Genomic DNA, 20,971 nt, shown 5'->3' on the forward strand with positions numbered 1-20,971 from the left:
GCTCAGCGCTGGTACAAGTCCTTGTGCTGCCCGCGTATCAGGTGCTTCTGCAGCTTCCCGGTGCCGGTGCGCGGAAATTCCGACACGAAAACGATCGCCTTCGGGGCCTTGAAGCCGGCCAGCCGGCCGGCGCAGTGCGCCATCAGGGCCGCCTCGTCGAGCGCCGATCCGGGCCGCCGAACGACCACACCGGTGATCGCCTCGCCCCAGTGCGCATGCGGCAGCCCGACCGCCGCGGCCTCCGCCACCTCGGGGTGGTCCATCAGGCAGCGCTCGACCTCGACCGAGGCCACGTTCTCGCCGCCGGTCTTGATCACGTCCTTGTAGCGGTCCTCGAACCAGATCGCGCCGTCCTCGTCGATGTGCGCCACGTCGCCGCTGTGGAACCAGCCGTGGCGCAGGCAGGCGCGGCTCTCCTCGGGCAGGTGGAGGTAGCCGTTCATGACCTGCGGGCCGCGGTAGACCAGCTCGCCGGTCTGGCCGCGCGGCAGCAGCCGGCCCTGGTCGTCCATCACGGCCACGCGCGTCATCGCGGTGGCGGTGCCCCAGGTGGCCGACTTGCTCCACTGGTGCTCGGGGCGCTGCACGCAGGTCGCCGGCGTGAACTCGGTCTGGCCCGAACCGAGCACCACGTCGGCGTTCGGAAACATCGCGTGGATGGCCGCGAGCCGCTCCTGCGGCATCGGCGCCATCGCGTACATCGCGCGGCGCATCGCCGGAAAGCTGCGCCCCTGCAGCTCGGGATGCCCGAGCAGCAGGCCATACATCATCGGCAGCAGGACCACCAGGTGCACGCCCTCGGCCTCGAACAGCGTCGCCACCTGTTGCGGTTCGAAACCCTGGGTCAGCACCAGCGTGCCGCCGATGATCATCAGCGGCAGCACCGCGCCGTTGAGCATCGCGCAATGGAACAGCGGCAGTGCGACCAGCGAGGTGTAGCCTGGTCCGCCGTGCAGCGACAGCGCACCGGTCAAGCCCGCCATCGTCACCGCGAGGTGGCTGGTCAGCACGCCCTTCGGGGTCGAGGTGGTGCCGCTGGTGTAGAGCAGTTGCACGACGTCGCGGTCCTGGATCTCGACTTCGAGCGGCTCGCGGCTTCCGCCGGCCAGCAGGGCCTCGAACTCGTCGCCCGTGTGGAAGCGATGCGCGAGCGATGGAAGGTCTTCGGCCAGCACGCCCTGGGCCATGTCGCGCAACGCGTCCTCGACCACCAGCACGCGGGCGGCGGCATCGCGCAGGCACCAGGCGATCTCGGCCGGGCGCAGCCCGAGATTGACCGGCGCGCAGATCAGGCCGGCGCGGGCGCAGGCGAAGTAGGTCAGCAGCAGTTCGGTGCAATTGCGCGCCATCACCGCCACCACGTCCTGGTGCGCGAGCCCGAGGCCGAGCAGGGCATGGCCGAGTTGATCGACCTGGCGATCGAAGTCTGCGTAGCGGAGCCGGCGCGGACCGTCGACGATGGCCACCTGGTCCGGATGGAGGTCGGCGCTGCGGGCGAGCACGTCGCCCACGCAGACCCGTTCGATGAGGTTGCGCTCGAGCGCGCTCGGCGCGGCGAACTCGTGTTCAAGCATTGCCTGTCTCCCTGTGTGGATGCCGAGAAGATAGGGAGGTCGCCAGGCCTCGTCTTGTGTGAACTGGCTGCACCCCTGGGCTGACGGGCAAACCCTGAGCCTCGGCCGGCCTGCCGCCTTCCAGAATGGGTCGACCCTCCTGGAGACCTTTTTCATGCCGCATGCCCGCCTGTCCCGCCGTGTCTTCAACCTGTCGGCCGCCGCGGCGGCGGTCTCGGTCGCCGCGCCTTCGCTGGCGCAATCCGCCTGGCCTTCCAAGCCGATCCGCATCGTCGTGCCGTACACGCCCGGCGGCTTCACCGACCAGATGGCGCGGCTGATCCAGCCCGGACTGCAGAGCCGGCTCGGCCAGGCGGTGGTGATCGACAACAAGCCCGGCGCCAACAGCCTGATCGGCGTCGATGCGGTCGCCAAGGCGATGCCCGACGGCAGCACCTTCGGCGTCGTGATCGCGGCCTATGCGGCCAACACCACGCTCTATCCCAAGCTGCCCTACGACCCGCGCCGCGACCTGGTCGGCGTGTCGCTGATGGGTGTCTCTCCGCTGCTCGCGGCGGTCAACAACGACGCGCCCTTCAAGACCGCGAAGGAGCTGATCGACTACGCGCGCGCCAACCCCGGCAAGGTGAGCTTCGGCTCGTCGGGCAACGGCTCGGCCGCGCACCTCACGAGCGAGCTGTGGAAATCGTTGACCAAGACCTACATGATCCACATCCCGTACCGCGGCGCGGTGCCGGCGCTGACCGACCTGATGGGCGGCCAAATCCAGCTCTTCTTCGATGCGCCCACCGGTCTCATCAACCAGGGCAAGGCCGGCAAGGTGCGGCTCATCGGCGTCGCCAGCGAACGGCGGCTGCCGGTGCTGCCGGATGTGCCGACTTTCATCGAGCAGGGCTTCGCCGGTTTCACCGGCAGCACCTGGGCCGGCATGCTGGCCCCTGCCGGCACGCCGCGCGAGATCGTCAAGCGCATGTCGGAAGAGGTGGCGCGCATCATCAAGAGCGACGAGACCAAGGCTCGGCTGGAGGCCATGGGCACCTTCCCGGCCGGCAGCACGCCCGAGGAGTTCGATGCCTTCATCGCCGCCGAGACCGCCAAGTGGGCGCAGGTCATCAAGACGGCGAACGTGAAGCCGGACTGAGCGACCGCGTTCAGGCGGCCCGTGCGATCGCGGCCCCCACCGAGGCCAGCGTCGCATTGCGGGCCTCCATCGAGGCCGTGCTCTGGGTGAGGTAGACCGCGGCCAGGATCGGCGCGCGGCCCGGCGGCCGCAGGATCGCGATGTCGTTGGCGGTGCCCTGGTCGCCGGAGCCGGTCTTGTCGCCGACCGACCAGTCCGGCGGTACGCCCGCGCGCAGCCGCTGGCCGCCGGTCTGGTTGGCGGCCAGCCAGCGTTCCATCTGTGCGCGCGACGGCGGAGAGAGCGCATCGCCCAAGAGAATCTTGTGCATGTCATCCAGCATCGCGCCCGGCGTCGTGGTGTCGCGCAAATCGCCGGGGCGGGCCTCGTTGAGCGCGGTCTCGATGCGGTCGAGCCGCGTCTGCGCGTCGCCCAGCGAACGGGCATAGCGCGTCAGGCCGGGCGGTCCGCCCAGGCTCGCGAGCATCAGGTTGCCGGCCGTGTTGTCGCTGCGGGTGATGGCGGCCTCGCACAGCTGCGCCATCGTCATGCCGGCGCCGCCGATGTGCTTTTCGGTCACGGGCGAGTAGGTCACGAGCTCGGCGGCGGTGAAGGCGATGCGGCGGTCCAGCCGCTCCTGCCGCTGGTCGACGCGAGCCAGGATCGCCGCGGCAGCCAGGAATTTGAAGGTGCTGCACATCGGAAATCGCTCGGCCTCGCGGTGCCCGGCGCGGGCGCCGCTGCCGGTGTCGAGCACCGAGACGCCAAGGCGGGCGCCGCTGGATTGCTCGATCTCGGCGAATCGCGCCGAAAGGGCCGCCTGGCCGTCCGCGCGGGCAAGGGAAGAGGCGCCGGCCAGGGAGGCCAGCAGGCCGGCGGAAAAGTGTCGTCGCTGAATCATTCGTTCTCCTGAAAGCAGGCTACTTTCGGCGTTCGCGGACGACGGCGCAAACGATGGTATTTTGCGGATTGCACAAGAAAATCTATCGCATCCAATGACGCGCCCCCATCTTCCTCTCAACGCGCTGCGGGCCTTCGAATGCGCCGCCCGCCACCTCAGCTTCACGCTCGCGGCGGTGGAGCTCCACGTGACGCAGGCGGCGGTGAGCCAACAGGTGCGCGGCCTCGAATCGCGCCTCGGCGTGTCGCTGTTCCGCCGCTTGCCCCGCGGTCTGGTGCTGACCGACGAAGGCCATGCGCTGCTGCCGGTGCTGGTCGATGCCTTCGGCCGCATCGAGGCGGTGATCCAGCAATTCGACAACGGCCATTTCTTCGAGGTCCTGAGCATCGGCGTGGTCGGCACCTTCGCGGTCGGCTGGCTGATGCCGCGGCTTCGGCTGTTCCGCGAAAGCTGCCCCTTCATCGACCTGCGCCTGATGACGCACAACAACGTGGTCGACCTGGCGGCCGAAGGGCTGGACTTCGCGATCCGCTTCGGCGACGGCAGCTGGCCGGGTCTGCTGGCCGACCCTTTGCTGCCCGCGCCGCTGACCGTGCTGTGCGCCCCCGCGGTCGCGGCCCGCGTGCGCCGGCCGCAGGACCTGGCGCACGAGACCCTGCTGCGCTCCTACCGGGCGGAAGACTGACCCGGCTGGTTCGCCGCCGCGGGCCTGGACTGCCCGGCGATTCGCGGGCCGGTGTTCGACTCGTCGCGGCTGATGGTCGAGGCGGCCGTGCAGGGCGCGGGCGTCGCGCTGGCGCCGGCCTCGATGTTCGAGCGCGAACTGAAGGAAGGCCGGTTGATGCGGCCCCTGGCCATCGAGGTGATGACCGGCAGCTACTGGCTCACCCGCCTGCGCTCGCGGCCGCCGAGTCCGCCGATGGCGCTGTTCCGCAACTGGCTGCTGGCCGAGGCCGGCGCACCCTACATCGACGCTTCGAGCATCCGGCGGTAGTCGTCGCGGGTCGCGAGACGCGGGTTGGTCTTGTGGCAGTGGTCGGCCATCGCGCCGTCGATCACGGCCTCGAAGATCGCGGAGGTGACGCCGACCTCGGCCAGGCCCTTGGGCAGGCCCAGGCGCGCGCTCATGTCGCGGATCGCGTCGCCGAGGTCGCCGGCCGAATCCAGGTGCATGGCCTGCGCCATGCGCTGCAGCCGCTGCTCTTTCCGGACCGACTCGGCGCCGGCGTTGAAGTGGATCACGGCTGGCAGGAAGAGGGCGTTGAGGGTGCCGTGGTGCAGGCGCGGGTCGATCCCGCCCAGGCTGTGGCTCAGCGAATGCACGCAGCCCAGGCCCTTCTGGAAGGCCATCGCGCCCTGCATCGAGGCGCTCATCAGGTTGAGCCGGGCCTCGCGGTCGCTGCCGTCGCGGGTGGCGCGCTCGATGTGGGCCCAGGCACGCTCGAGGCCATCGAGCGCGATGCCGTCGGCCGGCGGATTGAAGGCCGCCGACATGAAGGTCTCCATGCAGTGGGCGATGGCGTCCATGCCCGTGGCCGCGGTCAGTTTCGGCGGCAGGCCGAGCGTGAGTTCGGGGTCGCAGATGGCGGCCTTCGGCATCAGGAACCAGCTATGGAAGCCGAGCTTGCGATGGTCGTCGACGATCACGATCGCGCCGCGCGCGACCTCGCTGCCGGTGCCGCTGGTGGTCGGCACGGCGATCAGCGGCGCGACCCGGTCGGTGATCTTCGGCGAGCCGCCTTCGATGGTGGCGTAGGTCTTGAGCGGGCCTTCGTGCGTGGCGGCGATCGCGACGCCCTTGGCGCAGTCGATGGCCGAGCCGCCGCCCACCGCGATCAGGCCGTCGCAGCGCGCCTCGCGGTATTGCGCGGCCGCCAGCCGTACCGCGGCCTCGGTCGGATTCGAGGGCGTCTGGTCGAACACCGCCACTGGCAGGTCGCCGAGCGCGTCGAGGGCCTTCTGAAGGATGCCGGCGGCGCGCACGCCGGCGTCGGTGACGACCAGCGGCCGCGTGATGCCGATGCGCTCGCATTCGCTGCGCAGCAGCTGGATCGCGCCGAAGTCGAACTGGATCTGGGTCAGGTACTGGATGAGGGCCATGGCTGTGATGCGAGTGGTTCGGTGAAGCGGACGGTACGATGCGAGCCTTCGAATCTAACAAGCACCGCAGTCCTTGGACACGAAAATTACCCTAGCGCTTGTCTCCGGCGGGTCAGCCCGGCCATGGCAGTGCTGACTCCCAAGATGGCCGGCGTCATCGAGCGCATGGCCCGCGCCGGCCGACCGCCGCTGAATGCCCTGACACCGGCCGAGGCCCGCGCGGCCTACGAAAAAGGCGCCGGCGTGCTCGAAGTCCCGAAGCCGCAGCTCGCGCGCGTCGAGGATTTCAGCGTGCCCGCGCGTGATGGCCATGCGCTGCCGGCGCGCCTGTACGCGCCGTCCAGCGAGGTGCTGCCGCTGCTGCTGTTCTTCCATGGCGGCGGCTTCACGGTCGGCAGCATCGCGACCCACGACACGCTGTGCCGGGTGCTGAGCCGGCAAAGCGGCTGCGCCGTGATCTCGGTCGACTACCGGCTGGCGCCCGCTCACAGGTTTCCGACGGCCTCCGACGACGCCTGGGATGCGCTGGCGCACGTCGCGCAGAACGCCGCGCAGTGGGGCCTCGACGGCACGCGGATCGCCGTCGGCGGCGACAGCGCCGGCGGCACGCTGGCCGCGGTCTGCGCGATCCTCGCGCGCGACGCCGGGCTGCCGATCGCGCTGCAATTGCTCATTTATCCGGGCACCGCGGCGCATCAGGACACGGACTCCCACCGGCGCTACGCCGACGGCCCTCTGCTCGGCGAGGCGCTGATCAGCTGGTTCTTCGGCCAGTATGTCCATTCGGCCGCCGAGCGCGACGACTGGCGCTTCGCGCCGCTCAATGCCGACGACGTCGAGGGCGTCGCGCCGGCCTGGATCGGCCTGGCCGAGATCGACCCGGTGGTCGACGAAGGCATCGCCTACGCCGACAAGCTGCGCGCCGCCGGCGTTGCGGTCGACCTTGAGATCTACCGCGGCGTGATCCACGAATTCGTCAAGATGGGCCGCGCCGTTCCCGAAGCGCTGCAGGCCCATGCCGATGCCGCCCATGCCCTGAAACAAGCCTTGCAACCATGACCGACCTCCACAAGAAATCCGACTTCCGCTTCTTCCATCGCCTGCGCGTGCGCTGGGCCGAGGTGGACATGCAGAAGATCGTCTTCAACGCCCACTACCTGATGTACTTCGACACCGCCATCGCCGACTACTGGCGCGCGATGGCACTGCCGTACGAGGAAGCGATGCTGGCGCTCGAAGGCGACCTCTACGTGCGCAAGGCCACGGTCGAGTTCAACGCTTCGGCGCGGGTCGACGACCTGCTCGATGTCGGCATGAAGTGCCAGCGCGTGGGGAACTCCTCGATCGTGTTCCACGGCGGCCTGTTCCGCGGCGAGCAGCTGCTGGTGAGCTGCGAGCTGGTCTACGTGTTCGCCGATCCGGCCACGCAGACCTCCAAGCCGGTGCCGCCGCTGCTGCGCGAGATCCTCGCGGCCTACGAGGCCGGCGAGCCGATGAGCGAGGTCGCCACCGGCGGCTGGGTGCAACTGGGCGAGGGCGCGGGCAAGGTGCGGCGCGAGGTCTTCATCGACGAGCAGCGGATCCCGAAGGAGCTCGAATGGGACGAACATGACGCGACCGCGGTGCATGCGGTGGCGCGCAACCGCCTGGGGCAGGTGATCGCGACCGGGCGGCTGCTCCCGGAAGCGCCCGGCCTGGCGCGCATCGGACGGATGGCCGTGCACCGCACCCTGCGCGGCGGCGGACACGGTGCGGCCGTGCTGCGCGCACTCGAAGCGGTGGCCAAGGCGCGCGGCGACCGCGAGGTCAGCCTGCATGCGCAGCGCACGGCGCAAGCCTTCTATGCGCGGCTCGGCTACGCACCGCATGGCGAGCCTTTCGAGGAAGCGGGGATCGCGCACCTCGAGATGCGGCGAACGCTCTGAGCCTCGTCCCGGCGGCGCCGGGATTACCCCATGGCAGCTGGCGAAGTGCCGACTCAAGATGGCGCTCCCCCACTTTCTGGAGCGCGACGATGGCGAACTTCGTTCTGGTTCATGGTGCCTGGCACGGCGGCTGGTGCTACAGGGAAACCGCGGCGGCGCTTCGGGCCGCCGGCCACACCGTCTTCACGCCCACCCACACCGGCGTCGGCGAGCGTTTTCACCAGTCGGCCGAGAACATCACGCTCGAGACCCACATCCGCGACGTCTGCGGCTGCATCGAATGGGAGGAACTCAGCGACGTGATCCTGGTCGGGCATTCGTACGGCGGCATGGTGATCACCGGCGTCGCCGACCGCCTGAGCGACCGCATCCGCTCGCTGGTCTACCTCGATGCCTTCGTGGCCGAGCATGGCGACTCGCTGATCGGGCTGCTGTCAAAGGCGCTGGTGCCCGAGGTGGCGGCGCAGTTCATCGGCGCCTTCCGCGGCACTGCGCTGCAGGACCACAGCGGGCTGATGCAGCCGATTCCGGCCGAGATGTTCAATATCGCGCTGGCCAATCGCGAGCGGGTCGACCGCCTCTGCCGGCCGCAGGCCTTGGCCACCTTCGACATGCCGCTGCTGCTGACCGGCGCCGGCGACAAGATCGCGAACCGGCTCTACATCCTGGCCGACGGCTGGGACCCGAGCCCGTTCCGCCATTTCGCGGCCAAGGCAGAGAGCGCCGCCGGCTGGCGCGTGGTGAAGATGCCTTGCAGCCATGACGTGATGGTCGACATGCCGAAGGAACTGGCCGCGGAACTGCTCAAGCTGGTGGCCTGACTTTTTGGGGCTTTGGGGTTTCTGTCGCGTGGAAGGGTGGGGCGGCGGCGGGCGGTATGCCCCGGGCCGGCCGACGTCACCGGCCGCTTCGCGGCTGCCCTGCGCTGCTCGCGGTACGCGGGGTCTCGCTCAAACTCGCCTTCGGCTCAAACAGTCGCGAGCCCTGATCCGCGTACCGCTGCGCTGCTCGGCGGTGCCTCAACGGCCGGCCCGGGGCATACCGCCCACCGCCGTGGAAGGGTTGGGGTTGCATTGCAACGCTGGAAGCGCAGGGGATGCTCGCACACCCCCGAAGCCCGGCATGCGGTGCGGGACGGGCGATCCCCAACGAAGAGAGCCGTCCAGCGAGGGGCGCCGCAAATGTTAGTCTTGCCGCCCCATGAACCTGAGGACCAAGATCGTCGCCCTCGCGGTGGCGCCGTTGCTGGTCGCGCTGATGCTGGTGGCTTTTGCGGTGCGCCACCAGGAGCGCGACCTGGCGCAGCGCGAGCGGGCACTGATCGAGAAGACCTACATGACGCAGCGCCGCAGCGAACTGCGCAGCTACGTCGACTTGGCCGTGAGCACCGTGCGGCCCTTGTACGACGCCGGCCTCGACGACGAGGCCACCCGCGCCGAGGCCCTGCGCCGCCTGGCCGCGCTCGACTACGGTAACGACGGCTATTTCTTCGTCTACGACCTGCAGGGCCGCTCGCTGATGCATTCGCGCCAGCCCGAACTGGTCGGCCAGTCGCTGTGGGAATTGCGCGATTCCCAGGGGCGCCTCACCATCCAGGAGCTGATCGCGCAGGCGCGCGAAGGCGGCGGCTATGTCGAGTACCAGTGGCGCAAACCCTCCAGCGCGCAGCTGGCGCCCAAGCTCGGCTATGTGACCGCGCTGCCGCGCTGGAACTGGATGGTCGGCACCGGCCTCTACCTCGACGACATCGACGTCGCGATGCAGACGCTCGATCGGCAGATGAACACCAACGTCACGACCACCATGCTCTGGATCGCCGGCATCGCCGCGTTGTGCCTGGCCGTGGTCAGCGCCGCCGGGCTGCTGCTGAACCTCAGCGAGCACCGCATCGCCGAGGCCCGGTTGCGGCTCCTGGCGCGCCAGGTCGTGCAATCGCAGGAGGACGAACGCGCCCACCTGGCGCGCGAGCTGCACGACGGCACCAGCCAGACATTGGTGTCGGCCAAGTTGATGATCGAATCCGCGGTCGATGCGCTCGAGCGCGCGCGCCAGCAGGTGCCGCCGACGCTGGGCAAGGCCTTGCAGCGGCTCAATGAATCCCTGGTGGAAGTGCGGCGCATCTCGCACCGGCTGCGGCCGGCCCTGCTCGACACGCTGGGCCTGCCGGCCGCGCTCGAACGGCTGGGCGCCGAGTTCGGCGAGGAGGGCGGCGTTGCCGCCTCGGTCACGGTGCAGGGACGACCACGCGAATTGCCGCAGGAAGTGAAGACCGCGCTGTTCCGCGTCGCGCAGGAGGCGCTGACCAATGTGCGCAAGCACGCGCGGGCGCAGCAGGTGGGCATCGTGCTGGCCTTCGAGGGCAAGGCCGTGCAGCTCGAGGTCAGCGACGACGGCACAGGATTCGACGAGGCCGCGCTCGAGCTCGATCCGCAGCGCGGCATCGGCCTGCGCAACATGCGCGAGCGCGTGGCCGCCATCGGCGGCTCGCTGGGCGTGCGCTCCGACCGTGACGGCACCTCGATCGTGGCCGAGGTGCCGGTGATCGCGGGGGAGGGCGCATGACGGCCTGCGCGGTGATCCGCCTGTTCCTGGTCGATGACCACCCTCTGGTGCGCGACGGCCTGCGGGCCCGGCTCGGTCCGCTGCCGGGACTCGAGATCGTCGGCGAGGCCGGCGGCGCCGCCGAAGCGCTGGCAGGCATCGCCGACGCCCGGCCGGACCTGGTGCTGGCCGACGTCGGCCTGAAGGGCATGAGCGGCATCGAGCTGGCATCGCTCTTGCGGGATCGCCAGCCCGACGTGCGGGTGCTGATGCTCAGCATGTACGACAACCCCGAGTACGTACAGCAGGCGCTGCAGGCGGGCGCCCGAGGCTACGTGCTCAAGGACGCGCCGGCGGCGGAGATCGTCGCCGCGATCGAGGCGGTCGCGGCCGGCGGCACGTTCCTGAGTTCGGCGGTGTCGCAGCGGCTGTTCGCCAACCAGCAGCCGCGGCCGCTGCTGACGCCGCGCGAGAGCGAGATCCTGTCGGCGCTCGGTCGCGGCGACTCGAGCAAGCAGATCGCGCGCGACCTCGGCCTCAGCGTGCGCACGGTCGAGGCGCATCGGCAGAGCATCAAGCGGCGGCTCGGACTCGAAGGCCAGTCGGCCCTGATCAAGTACGCCGTGGAACACGCCCGGGAATTCAAGAGCAGATGAACGGTCGCCTAGGGTTATCCCTTAAGTGATGCCACGCACCCGATTCGCGCGGTGCAACCGATGCACGCGCGGCCCAGGCTCGCGAAACTCCCGGGGGTTCATTTTCCGGAGACATTCCCAATGCACAGCATCCGCCGCCACCTGGTGTGGCTCGTCGTGGCCGTGGCCGGCGCCTTCGCGCTCGGCACCGTGGCCCTGTCCCGCGGCGAAGCCATCAATGCGCTCTGGATCGTGGTCGCCGCGATCTGCACCTACCTGATCGCCTACCGCTACTACAGCCTGTTCATCGCCACCCGTGTGCTCGGCCTGGACGGCAGTCGAAAAACGCCGGCGCACCGCCACAACGACGGCCTGGACTACGTGCCGACCGACAAGAACGTGCTGTTCGGCCACCACTTCGCGGCCATCGCCGGCGCCGGTCCGCTGGTCGGCCCGGTGCTCGCGGCGCAGATGGGCTACCTGCCGGGGCTCTTGTGGATCCTGGCCGGCGTGGTGTTCGCGGGCGCGGTGCAGGACTTCATCGTGCTGTTCATCTCGACCCGCCGCGACGGCCGCTCGCTGGGCGACCTGATCAAGCAGGAGATGGGCACCGTGCCCGGCATGATCGCGCTGTTCGGCACCTTCATGATCATGATCATCATCCTCGCGGTGCTGGCGCTGATCGTGGTCAAGGCGCTCGCCGAATCGCCGTGGGGCACCTTCACCGTGGCGGCAACGATTCCGGTGGCGGTCTTCATGGGCCTCTACCTGCGCTACCTCCGGCCGGGCCGCATCGGCGAGGTGTCGGTGATCGGTTTCGTGCTGCTGATGGCGGCGATCTTCGGCGGCCAGGCCGTGAGCATGAGCCCGACCTGGGGCCCGATGTTCACCTTCGACGGCAAGGCCCTGACCTGGATGCTGATCGGCTACGGCTTCGTCGCCGCCAGCCTGCCGGTGTGGCTGCTGCTGGCGCCGCGCGACTACCTGTCGACCTTCCTCAAGATCGGCACCATCATCGCGCTGGCGATCGGCATCGTGTTCGTCGCGCCGACCCTGCAGATGCCGGCCGTGACCCAGTTCGCGCAGGGCAACGGCCCGGTCTGGTCGGGCAACCTGTTTCCGTTCCTGTTCATCACCATCGCCTGCGGCGCGGTGTCGGGCTTCCATGCGCTGATCTCCTCGGGCACGACGCCGAAGATGCTCGACAACGAGCTGCACGCGCGCTTCATCGGCTATGGCGGCATGCTGGCCGAGTCCTTCGTCGCCGTGATGGCGCTGGTGGCGGCCGCCTGCATCGACCCGGGCGTCTACTTCGCGATGAACAGCCCCGCCGCGCTGGTCGGCAGCACGCCCGAAGCGGTGGCGCAGACCATCTCGGGCTGGGGCTTCGCAGTCACGCCCGAGATGCTCGTGCAGACCGCCAAGGACGTCGGCGAGAGCACCATCCTCGGCCGCGCCGGCGGCGCACCGACCCTGGCGGTCGGCATGGCGCACATCCTGCACCAGGTGATCGGCGGGCAGGCCATGATGGCCTTCTGGTACCACTTCGCGATCCTGTTCGAGGCGCTCTTCATCCTGACCGCGGTCGACGCAGGCACCCGTGCCGGCCGTTTCATGCTGCAGGACCTGATGGGCAGCTTCGTGCCGGCGCTCAAGCGCACCGACTCGCTGCCGGCCAACCTGATCGCGACCTTCCTGTGCGTCGCGGCCTGGGGCTACTTCCTGTACCAGGGCGTGGTCGATCCGCTCGGCGGCATCAACACGCTGTGGCCGCTGTTCGGCATCTCCAACCAGATGCTGGCCGCGGTGGCGCTGATGCTCGGCACCGTGGTGCTGTTCCGCATGAAGCGCGAGCGCTATGCCTGGGTGGCGGCGGCGCCGGCCGCCTGGCTGCTGATCTGCACGCTGACCGCGGGCTGGCAGAAGATCTTCTCGGCCGACCCGAAGGTGGGCTTCCTGGCCCATGCCTCGAAGTACGCCGACGGCCTGGCCCAGGGCGTGCTGATCGCTCCCGCGAAGACGCCCGAGGCGATGGCCCGGATCGTCTTCAACGACCGGCTCGACGCCGGGCTGTGCGCGCTCTTCATCTTCGTGGTGCTGAGCGTGCTGGTGTACAGCGTGCGCAGTGCGCTGGCCGCGCGCCGGGCCAACCACCCGACCACCCGCGAGACGCCGTTCGAACCGATGGTGCCGTCGGCCGCCGCATGAGGGCCGCCGGCGCCAGCCTGGCCGAGACCGGGCGCTACCTGACGCGCTCGCTGGCGCAGTCGCTGCGCCTGATGGTGGGCCTGCCGGACTACGACACCTACCTGAGCCACATGGAGCGCACGCATCCGGACCAGGCCCCGATGAGCTACGAGGCCTTCTTCCGCGAGCGCCTGGAGGCGCGGTACGGCGGCGGCAAGGGACGGTGCTGCTGATGAACACCGCGCGACTTCGCGCGGCTCAGGGCTCCCGGCCGGTCTTCAGCGGATAGCCGGCTTCGCGCCAGGCCTTCATGCCGCCATCGAGCGCGACCGTGTGAAGGAAGCCCATCTGGCGCAAGGTCGATGCGGCGAGCGTCGAGATGTAGCCCAGCTCGCAGCAGCTCAGGATGCGCCGCGTCGGGTCCGGCAGGTCCTGGTTGACGCGCAGCTCGAGCTGTCCGCGCGGCAGCAGCCGGGCGCCCGGGATGTGGCCGCCCTCATAGGCATCGCGTTCGCGCACGTCGAGCACGATGAGGTCGTCTTCGGCGGCCTCCACGCGCCCCTTGAGTTCGGCCAGCGACATGAAGGGCACGGCCGCCGTGGCCTCGGCCAGCAGCCGCGCCACCGTCTTGCCGCCGCTCATGTTGGTGCGCAGTGCTTCGGTGATGTGCGTGGGCATCGTGAGATTGAGGCTGCGCATCATCTCGACGAAGTCGCCGCGCTCGCGCTTCTGCAGCCGCGGGTTGGACGCGAGCTCCTCCGCGATCGTCGAATGGCTGCGGCCCTTGTAGTCGTGCGCCGGGCACACCTTGAGCGCCGGATCCAGCCGCAGCACGCGGTTGAACAGGCTGTCGTAGAGCGCTTCCGGGTCGCCGCTCGGGAGGTCGGTGCGGCCGGTGGCGCCGATGAGCAGCGTGTCGCCGGTGAAGAGGCGATCGCCCACCAGCAGGCACATCGAGTCCGCAGTGTGCCCCGGCGTGTGAAGCACCTGCAGCCGCAGCTTGCCGAGCACGACCATTTCGCCGTCGCCGAGCCGCATGTCCACGAAAGGCGCCGGGCTCGCGCGGTGCATGACGACCGGCACGCCCAGTTGGCGCGCGAGTTCACGGGTGGCCGAGAAGTGGTCGGCGTGCGTGTGGGTATCGATCAGGTAGCGGATGCGCACGCCGTCACGGGCGGCGAGGGCGATGTAGTGATCGATCTGGCTCAGCTCGGGATCGATCAGCGCGGCGGCGCAGGTTTCGTCGCAGCCGACCAGGTAGGACTGGCAGCCGCCGGTCGCAATCTGCGCGAAGACCATGGGGCGTGTCCTGCGACGGTTGGTTCGGCGGCTTCCGGTGCGTTCGGATCAGCCCGGCTGCTTGACGACGCGCAGATAGGGCTTCGGCGACTTCCAGCCGTCGGGAAACAGCTTCTTGGCGTCATCGTCCGACACCGAGCCGGCGATGATCACGTCCTCGCCGTTCTTCCAGTTGACCGGCGTGGCGACCTTGTGCGCGGCCGTCAGCTGCATCGAATCGAGCACGCGCAGGATCTCGTCGAAGTTGCGGCCCGTGGTCATCGGGTAGGTCAGCATCAGCTTGATGCGCTTGTCGGGGCCGATCACGAACACCGAGCGCACCGTGGCGTTGGTCGCCGCCGTGCGGCCGTCGGAGGTGCCCGGCTCGTCGGCCGGGAGCATGTTGTAGAGCTTGGCCACGGCGAGGTCGGTGTCGCCGATCATCGGGTACGTGGGCAGGTAGCCCTGGGTCTCCTCGATGTCCTTGGCCCAGCGGTCGTGGGCGTCGACCGGATCGACACTCAAGCCGATCAGCTTGGTGTTGCGCTTGGTGAACTCGGGCTCGATCTTCGCCATGTAGCCGAGCTCGGTGGTGCACACCGGCGTGAAATCCTTGGGATGCGAAAACAGGATCGCCCAGCTGTCGCCGATCCAGTCGTGGAACTTGATCGGACCCTTGGTGGTGTTGGCCGTGAAGTCGGGTGAAAGGTCGTTGATACGCAGTGACATGTCCGCTCCTTGAGAGAGGTCATCGACAGAAGCCTGCGGCCGGCGAAGATGCGACCAACGTTCTGCTGCCGCGGGACCAACGGAAAGTACACCACGTTCGGGCGCAGGAGACAAGCGCGCCGGGCCTAGATATCCTCCAGCAGCGCGTAGGGCAGGGGCTCCACCGTGAGCGCCGGCCCATCGGCAGACCGCGCATGCAGCCCGCCGGCGTCGACCGCGGCGATCTGGATCGAGATCAGCGCGGCCCATCCGCCGCCCGGTGCCGGGGCGGCCTGGGCCACGGTGCCGACCGGCTGCGCCGCATCGTTGGCCGCGAAGACTTCGTCACCGGCCGCCACCTCGTCGCTGGCCTGCACGACGTAGGTGCGCCGCTTCAAGGTGCCGCGGAACTGGCTGCGCGCCACGATTTCCTGGCCCGGATAGCAGCCCTTCTTGAAATTCACGCCACCCACCGATTCGTAGTTGAGCATCTGCGGCACGAAGGCTTCGACCACCGGCGTGCTCAGCGTCACGATGCCGCTGCGCACCTCGCTCCAGGACCAGAGCGCCGGGTCCAGCGCGGCGCCCTGGGGCGCGGCACCGCCGGCCGGTGCGATCCACAGCGCGCGCGGAACGCCGTCGGACGGGTAGAGAGTCACCGCGTGGGCGGCGCCGACCGCGCTCGCGCGCCCCGGCGGCGCGCCGGCATCGACGCCGTTGGCGATCAGCGCGGTTCCGGCCATTCCGTAGAGGACGAATTCATTGCTGGCGTCGCTGAGCTTGGCCTTGGCGCGCAACACGTACATCGACAGCCGCTTCAAGGTCGCGGCGAGGATGTCGCGGCTGCACACCAGCAGGACCAGATCGGGCTCGGGGCGGATGCCGACAAAGCTGGCGATCATCCGGCCCTTGGCGGTGCACAGCGCCGCCAGGCGGGCCTCGGAAGCGTCGAGCAAGGCGAAATCCTGGGTCAACTGGCCATGCAGGAAATTCGCGGCATCGGGGCCAGCGGCTCGAATCACACCGAGGTGGGAGAGGGCGGTCACGCCATTCAGAACGACAGGGGTCATCGCTGAATTATCATGGCCTGCTTCGTTCCGTTTGGCCCGCAGGGCTACCTCGTTTCTCTGTTCGCCTCCTTTCCCGGAATCCGTGCGCCGCTTCTTTCTCACTCTTTTTCTGCTGGCCTCCCTCGTTGCCCTGGCCGCGGGCGCAGCAGGCCTCTGGTGGGTCAACCAGCCGCTCAAGCTGCCCGCGCCCAGTGTGGATCTGTCGGTCGAGCCGGGCACCACGCCGCGCGGCATCGCGCAGGCAGTCGCCGACGCGGGCGTCGACGTGCCGCCCCAGCTGCTCTACCTGTGGTTCCGCTTTTCGGGCCAGGACCGGCAGATGCGCGCCGGCAGCTACGAACTGGAGCGGGGCGTCACGCCGCGACTGCTGCTCAACATCCTGGTGCGCGGCGAGGAGGCGACACGCAGCCTGGCGCTGGTCGAGGGCTGGAACTTCCGCCAGGTGCGCGCGGCCTTGGCCAAGGCCGAACAGCTCAAGCCCGAGACCGTCGGCCGCAGCGATGAGGAATTGATGGCCGCACTGGGCCGGCCGGGCCAGCACCCGGAGGGCCGGTTCTTCCCCGACACCTACACCTACTCGAAGGGCTCGACCGACATCGCCCTGCTGCAGCGCGCCATGCGCGCCATGGACAGGAAGCTCGAGGCCGCCTGGGCCGCCCGGGCCTCCGACCTGCCGCTCAAGACGCCCGACGAGGCGCTGATCCTGGCCAGCATTGTCGAAAAGGAGACAGGCAAGGCCCAGGACCGCGCCGAGATCGCGGCCGTCTTCGTCAACCGGCTGCGGATCGGAATGCCGTTGCAGACCGATCCCACCGTCATTTACGGTCTCGGCACGCGTTACGACGGCAACCTTCGCAAGAAGGACCTGCAAGTCGACACGCCCTGGAACACCTACACGCGCAACGGCCTGCCGCCGACGCCGATCGCGATGCCGGGCAAGGCCGCGCTGCTGGCGGCCGTGCAGCCGGCGCAGAGCCAGTCGCTCTATTTCGTTTCCCGAGGCGATGGCACGAGCCAGTTCAGCCGTTCGCTCGATGAGCACAACCGGGCCGTGAACCGCTACCAGCGCGGCGGCGATCCCAACCAGCGGAGTGGGCAATGAAGGGGCTTTTCCTGACCCTCGAAGGCATCGATGGCGCCGGCAAGTCGAGCCACCTCGACGCGCTCGAGGCGCTGTTCAAGGCGCAGGGCCGCCAGGTGACGCGCACGCGCGAACCCGGGGGCACGCCGCTCGCCGAAACCCTGCGCGAACTGATCCTTGTGCAGCCGATGGACGCGTTGACCGAGTCGCTGCTGGTGTTCGCGGCGCGGCGCGACCATATCGTGCGCGTGATCGAGCCGGCGCTGGCGCGCGGCGACGTCGTGCTGTGCGACCGCTTCACCGACGCCACCTTCGCCTACCAGGGCGCGGGCCGCGGCTTCGATGCGGCGGTGCTGTCGGCGCTCGAGCACTGGGTGCAGGGCAGGGCGGGTGAGGCTTCCAGCCCGCTGCTGCAGCCCGACGTCACGCTGTGGTTCGACCTCCCGCCCGAGACCGCGGCCGAGCGTCTGGCCGGCGCCCGACTGCCGGACAAGTTCGAGTCGCAGCCGGTCGAGTTCTTCCGCCGCGTCGCCGCCGGCTATGCCGAGCGCGCAGCCGGTGCGCCCCGCTTCGTGCGTATCGATGCCGGCCAGTCGCGCGACCAGGTCTGGCAGCAGGTCGAAGCGGCGCTGGCGGGGCGCGCCCGATGACGATGGATACGCTCCAGCCCTGGCTGCGCCAGCCGCTCGCCGAACTGCTGCGCCAGCGCGGCCATGCCTGGCTGCTGCAGGGCCCCTCGGGGCTCGGGCAGTACGAACTGGGCCTGTCGCTGGCGGCGACCTGGCTCTGCGAGCAGCCCGACGAGGCCAAGACGCATGGCGCCTGCGGCCATTGCCCGAGTTGCCACGCGATCCAGGTCCGCACCCACGCCGACCTGCTGGTGCTGATGCCCGAGGTCGCGATGCAGGCCCTGGGCTGGCCGCTGGACGAGAAGTCGCAGGCCGACATCGACGACAAGAAGCGCAAGCCCAGCCGCGAGATCCGCGTCGAGGCGATGCGCGACGCCATCGGCTTCGCCCAGCGCACCAGTGCGCGCGGACGCGGCAAGGCGGTGCTGGTCTATCCGGCCGAGCGCATGAACCTGATCACGGCCAATGCGCTGCTGAAAACGCTGGAGGAGCCGGTCGGCGACGTGCGCTTCGTGCTGGCCAGCGAGGCCGCGTGGCAGTTGCTGCCCACCATCCGCAGCCGCTGTCTCGGCTTCACGCTGCCTTGGCCCGAGGGTGACGCGGCCCTGGAGTGGCTGGTCGGGCAGGGCGTTCCCGCGGGCGATGCGCCCGGCCTGCTGCGCGCGGCCGGCGGCCGGCCCAGCGACGCGCTGCGCCTGGCCGGCCAGGGCCAGTCGCCCAAGGCCTGGGCTCTGCTGCCCAAGGCGATGTCGCGCGGCGATGTCGGCGCACTGGCCGACCATGCCCCGGCCCAGGCCATCGGCGTGCTGCAGAAACTCTGCCACGACCTGATGGCCACGGACTGCGGTGCCGAGCCGCGCTTCTTCGAGCCCGCCGACCTGCCCGCGGCACCGCCCCGGGCCGCGCTGGCGCGCTGGTCCCGCTCGCTCGCGAATGCGGCAAAAACCGCAGAACATCCGTTCAATGCGGGCCTGATGCTGGAAGCGCTTGTGAGCGAGGCGAGAACCACCCTAAACTCGGCACGCCGCCGCCCATGAACACACCTGCCGCTCCTTCCCCCTCCGCGCCCGTCCGGCCCAGCGTCATCCAGTTGGCGATCAAGGAAAAGGGTGCGCTGTATGCGGCGTACATTCCGCTGTTCGCCGAAGGCGGGATCTTCATTCCGACCTCGCGCGAGTACCGGCTGGGCGACGACGTCTATGTGCTGCTGACGCTGCCCGAAGATCCGCAGCGCTATCCGGTGGCCGGCAAGGTCGCGTGGATCACGCCAGCGCGTGCCGCGGGCAACCGCGCACCGGGCGTCGGCATCCGTTTTCCCTCCGACGAGAAGTCGCGCCAGCTCAAGGCGCGCATCGAAGAGGCGCTGGGCGCCACCCTGGCCTCCGACCGCCCGACCCAGACCATCTGAGTCCGGCCCCCATGACGCGAAGCCGCGGTCGCTGCGGCGGCCGCGCCACTCCGGGGCTGCCGACGCCCAAGCCGATCCTGCGATGTTCACCGATTCCCACTGCCACCTGACCTTTCCCGAGTTCGCGGACCAGATGCCGCAGATCCGCGCCGCGATGGCGGCCGCGCAGGTCGACCGGGCGCTGTGCATCTGCACCACGCTGGAGGAATTCCCCGAGGTCCAGGCCCTGGCCGAGCGCCACGACAACTTCTGGGCCAGCGTCGGCGTGCATCCGGACAACGAGGACATCGCCGAGCCCACGATCGAGGACCTGGTGCGGCGCGCCGCGCTGCCCAAGGTGATCGCCATCGGCGAGACCGGGCTCGACTACTACCAGATGGAAGAGCGCAAGGGCGGCCGCAGCATCGCTGACCTCGAATGGCAGCGTGACCGCTTCCGGGTCCACATCCGGGCCGCGCAACAAACGCGCAAGCCGCTGGTGATCCACACCCGCGAAGCCTCGGCCGACACACTGGCGATCCTGAAGGAGGAGGGCGAGGAGGGCGGGAGCCGGGCGGCCGGCGGCGTGTTCCATTGCTTCACCGAGACCGCCGAGGTGGCGCGCGCCGCGCTCGACCTCGGCTTCTACATTTCGTTCTCGGGCATCCTGACCTTCAAGAAAGCGCAGGATCTGCGCGACGTCGCCGCCTTCGTGCCGCTCGACCGCATGCTGATCGAGACCGACAGCCCGTACCTGGCCCCGGTGCCGTACCGCGGGAAGACCAACAATCCGTCCTACGTGCCCTTCGTGGCGCAGCAGATCGCACAGTTGCGCCAGCTGCCCGTCGAGGTGATCGCGAAGGCCACGAGCGACAATTTCGAGACCCTGTTCAGCGGGGCCAAGACATGAGAAACCACTTTAAGAAACTTCTATATCTTGCTGTTTTTGCAGCATCTTTTTCAGCACAAGCAACAGACTCCGACGACTTCTTTCGGGCCGCCCGGGCGGACAACGTCAGCGGCATCAAGAGCCTGCTGTCCAAGGGGTTCGATCCCAACACGCGCGATGACAAGGGGCAGACGGCGCTGCTGATCGCGATGCGGGAACCCTCGCCCAAGGTGATCGATGTGCTGATCGATTTCCCCAAGACCAACATCGAGGCCCGCAATGCCAAGGACGAGAGCCCGCTGATGCTGGCCGCGATCAAGGGCCAGCAGGAACTCGTGACCAAGCTGATCGCGCGCGACGCCGACATCAACAAGCCTGGCTGGACGCCACTGCATTACGCTTCCACGAGCGGCCAGGTCGCGATCATGAAGCAGCTGCTGGACAAGGATGCCTTCATCAACGCGCAGTCGCCCAACGGCACCACGCCCTTGATGATGGCCGCGATGTACGGATCCGCTGCAGCGGTCCAGTTGCTGCTCGACGAAGGCGCCGACGTCTCGATGAAGAACGAGCAAGGCATGACGGCCGCCGATTTCGCCGAGCGCGGCAAGCGGCCCGACGCGGTCCAGCTGCTGGGCGCAGCTGCGAAGCCGAAGCGGCCGGCTGACGGGAAGTGGTAGGCCGGCGGGTCTGGATGATGCCCCCGGCATTGCGCGGCTGACGCCCAGGTTCACATTCAACGCGTCACGGCTTGCAACCAGCGGCCGTTGATCTTGGAGGCCTGCATTCCGCTCGCTTTTGTCAACGCTGCTTTCAAATGTCGCAGCGCCAGCGAAGTTGAAATGTCGCATTTCTGGCCTCTTCTGATGGGATCCGACGAACGCCGTGACTGCCTTGCCTCTGCACTACAGGTCCTTGTCAGCCGAAGGCCGGAGCGATCGGTTAG

The 20,971-nt window shown here is 69.1% G+C and carries 21 protein-coding genes and 1 pseudogene; 15 read left to right on the plus strand and 7 right to left on the minus strand.

Annotation, left to right across the window (positions count from 1 at the left end; genetic code table 11):
• Positions 1 to 2: 2 nt before the first annotated feature.
• Positions 3 to 1,574 carry a class I adenylate-forming enzyme family protein gene (locus AC1DYK_RS01460; RefSeq protein WP_478164636.1) on the minus strand — a complete coding sequence of 524 codons (1,572 nt, stop codon included), beginning with the start codon at positions 1,572 to 1,574 and terminating at the stop codon, positions 3 to 5.
• 154 nt (positions 1,575 to 1,728) lie between these two features.
• On the opposite strand from AC1DYK_RS01460, the gene AC1DYK_RS01465 reads away from it, so the two are divergent.
• A complete protein-coding gene (locus AC1DYK_RS01465) occupies positions 1,729 to 2,715 on the plus strand; it encodes a tripartite tricarboxylate transporter substrate binding protein (RefSeq protein ID WP_478164637.1) in 987 nt (328 codons plus the stop codon).
• 10 nt (positions 2,716 to 2,725) lie between these two features.
• On the opposite strand, the gene bla is transcribed toward AC1DYK_RS01465, so the two are convergent.
• On the minus strand, positions 2,726 to 3,595 hold the full coding sequence (gene bla / locus AC1DYK_RS01470) for a class A beta-lactamase (protein ID WP_478164638.1): 870 nt from the start codon (positions 3,593 to 3,595) through the stop codon (positions 2,726 to 2,728).
• A gap of 94 nt (positions 3,596 to 3,689) precedes the next feature.
• On the opposite strand from bla, the pseudogene AC1DYK_RS01475 reads away from it, so the two are divergent.
• Positions 3,690 to 4,589, plus strand: a pseudogene (locus tag AC1DYK_RS01475) (LysR family transcriptional regulator).
• Here the strand turns inward: AC1DYK_RS01475 and AC1DYK_RS01480 are convergent.
• Complete coding sequence (locus AC1DYK_RS01480) at positions 4,559 to 5,695, minus strand: iron-containing alcohol dehydrogenase (protein ID WP_478164639.1); 1,137 nt, start codon at positions 5,693 to 5,695, stop codon at positions 4,559 to 4,561. The pseudogene AC1DYK_RS01475 and the gene AC1DYK_RS01480 overlap by 31 nt on opposite strands.
• A 123-nt stretch (positions 5,696 to 5,818) precedes the next feature.
• On the opposite strand from AC1DYK_RS01480, the gene AC1DYK_RS01485 reads away from it, so the two are divergent.
• The 7 genes from AC1DYK_RS01485 to AC1DYK_RS01515 all read left to right on the plus strand — a co-directional run bounded on the left by AC1DYK_RS01485 (position 5,819) and on the right by AC1DYK_RS01515 (position 13,216).
• Positions 5,819 to 6,754 (plus strand): alpha/beta hydrolase, encoded by a 936-nt coding sequence (locus AC1DYK_RS01485; protein WP_478164640.1) that lies wholly within the window; start codon positions 5,819 to 5,821, stop codon positions 6,752 to 6,754.
• A complete protein-coding gene (locus AC1DYK_RS01490; protein WP_478164641.1) occupies positions 6,751 to 7,620 on the plus strand; it encodes a YbgC/FadM family acyl-CoA thioesterase in 870 nt (289 codons plus the stop codon). The genes AC1DYK_RS01485 and AC1DYK_RS01490 overlap by 4 nt, the downstream gene beginning before the upstream one ends.
• 89 nt (positions 7,621 to 7,709) lie before the next feature.
• Positions 7,710 to 8,441 (plus strand): alpha/beta fold hydrolase, encoded by a 732-nt coding sequence (locus AC1DYK_RS01495; protein ID WP_478164642.1) that lies wholly within the window; start codon positions 7,710 to 7,712, stop codon positions 8,439 to 8,441.
• A 379-nt stretch (positions 8,442 to 8,820) separates the two neighbouring features.
• Entirely contained in the window at positions 8,821 to 10,182 is a 1,362-nt protein-coding gene (locus tag AC1DYK_RS01500; RefSeq protein ID WP_478164643.1) for a cache domain-containing protein, read from the plus strand.
• Positions 10,179 to 10,817: a response regulator gene (locus AC1DYK_RS01505; protein ID WP_478164644.1), complete on the plus strand. Its 639-nt coding sequence runs from the start codon at positions 10,179 to 10,181 to the stop codon at positions 10,815 to 10,817. Before AC1DYK_RS01500 ends, AC1DYK_RS01505 begins: the two co-directional genes overlap by 4 nt.
• A 120-nt stretch (positions 10,818 to 10,937) precedes the next feature.
• A complete protein-coding gene (locus AC1DYK_RS01510) occupies positions 10,938 to 13,004 on the plus strand; it encodes a carbon starvation CstA family protein (protein WP_478164645.1) in 2,067 nt (688 codons plus the stop codon).
• Positions 13,001 to 13,216 (plus strand): YbdD/YjiX family protein, encoded by a 216-nt coding sequence (locus AC1DYK_RS01515; RefSeq protein WP_478090626.1) that lies wholly within the window; start codon positions 13,001 to 13,003, stop codon positions 13,214 to 13,216. Before AC1DYK_RS01510 ends, AC1DYK_RS01515 begins: the two co-directional genes overlap by 4 nt.
• A gap of 25 nt (positions 13,217 to 13,241) precedes the next feature.
• On the opposite strand, the gene AC1DYK_RS01520 is transcribed toward AC1DYK_RS01515, so the two are convergent.
• From AC1DYK_RS01520 to ygfZ, 3 genes are all read right to left on the minus strand, one after another.
• The gene (locus AC1DYK_RS01520) at positions 13,242 to 14,282 is read right to left on the minus strand and encodes an MBL fold metallo-hydrolase (RefSeq protein WP_478090627.1); all 1,041 of its coding nucleotides are present in this window, start codon (positions 14,280 to 14,282) and stop codon (positions 13,242 to 13,244) included.
• Positions 14,283 to 14,330: 48 nt separating this feature from the next.
• On the minus strand, positions 14,331 to 14,990 hold the full coding sequence (locus tag AC1DYK_RS01525; protein ID WP_478090628.1) for a peroxiredoxin: 660 nt from the start codon (positions 14,988 to 14,990) through the stop codon (positions 14,331 to 14,333).
• A 125-nt stretch (positions 14,991 to 15,115) separates the two neighbouring features.
• A complete protein-coding gene (gene ygfZ / locus AC1DYK_RS01530; RefSeq protein ID WP_478164646.1) occupies positions 15,116 to 16,039 on the minus strand; it encodes a CAF17-like 4Fe-4S cluster assembly/insertion protein YgfZ in 924 nt (307 codons plus the stop codon).
• An 82-nt stretch (positions 16,040 to 16,121) separates the two neighbouring features.
• Here ygfZ and mltG point away from each other — a divergent pair, with 82 nt between their 5' ends.
• The 6 genes from mltG (at position 16,122) to AC1DYK_RS01560 (ending at position 20,705) form a co-directional block, all read left to right on the plus strand.
• Positions 16,122 to 17,141, plus strand: a complete 1,020-nt coding sequence (mltG, locus tag AC1DYK_RS01535; RefSeq protein WP_478164647.1) for an endolytic transglycosylase MltG — start codon at positions 16,122 to 16,124, stop codon at positions 17,139 to 17,141.
• The gene (gene tmk, locus AC1DYK_RS01540; RefSeq protein ID WP_478164648.1) at positions 17,138 to 17,770 is read left to right on the plus strand and encodes a dTMP kinase; all 633 of its coding nucleotides are present in this window, start codon (positions 17,138 to 17,140) and stop codon (positions 17,768 to 17,770) included. Before mltG ends, tmk begins: the two co-directional genes overlap by 4 nt.
• Positions 17,767 to 18,786, plus strand: coding sequence for a DNA polymerase III subunit delta' (locus AC1DYK_RS01545; protein ID WP_478164649.1), 1,020 nt, complete (start codon positions 17,767 to 17,769; stop codon positions 18,784 to 18,786). Before tmk ends, AC1DYK_RS01545 begins: the two co-directional genes overlap by 4 nt.
• Positions 18,783 to 19,157, plus strand: coding sequence for a PilZ domain-containing protein (locus AC1DYK_RS01550; protein ID WP_478090633.1), 375 nt, complete (start codon positions 18,783 to 18,785; stop codon positions 19,155 to 19,157). Before AC1DYK_RS01545 ends, AC1DYK_RS01550 begins: the two co-directional genes overlap by 4 nt.
• An 82-nt stretch (positions 19,158 to 19,239) precedes the next feature.
• Entirely contained in the window at positions 19,240 to 20,046 is an 807-nt protein-coding gene (locus AC1DYK_RS01555; protein ID WP_478164650.1) for a TatD family hydrolase, read from the plus strand.
• Positions 20,043 to 20,705 carry an ankyrin repeat domain-containing protein gene (locus tag AC1DYK_RS01560; protein ID WP_478164651.1) on the plus strand — a complete coding sequence of 221 codons (663 nt, stop codon included), beginning with the start codon at positions 20,043 to 20,045 and terminating at the stop codon, positions 20,703 to 20,705. The genes AC1DYK_RS01555 and AC1DYK_RS01560 overlap by 4 nt, the downstream gene beginning before the upstream one ends.
• A 56-nt stretch (positions 20,706 to 20,761) precedes the next feature.
• Here the strand turns inward: AC1DYK_RS01560 and AC1DYK_RS01565 are convergent.
• A partial coding sequence (locus tag AC1DYK_RS01565; RefSeq protein ID WP_478164652.1) for a hypothetical protein occupies positions 20,762 to 20,971 on the minus strand: 210 nt, incomplete at its 5' end.

It is taken from the genome of Variovorax sp. P2_H12 (assembly GCF_056403395.1).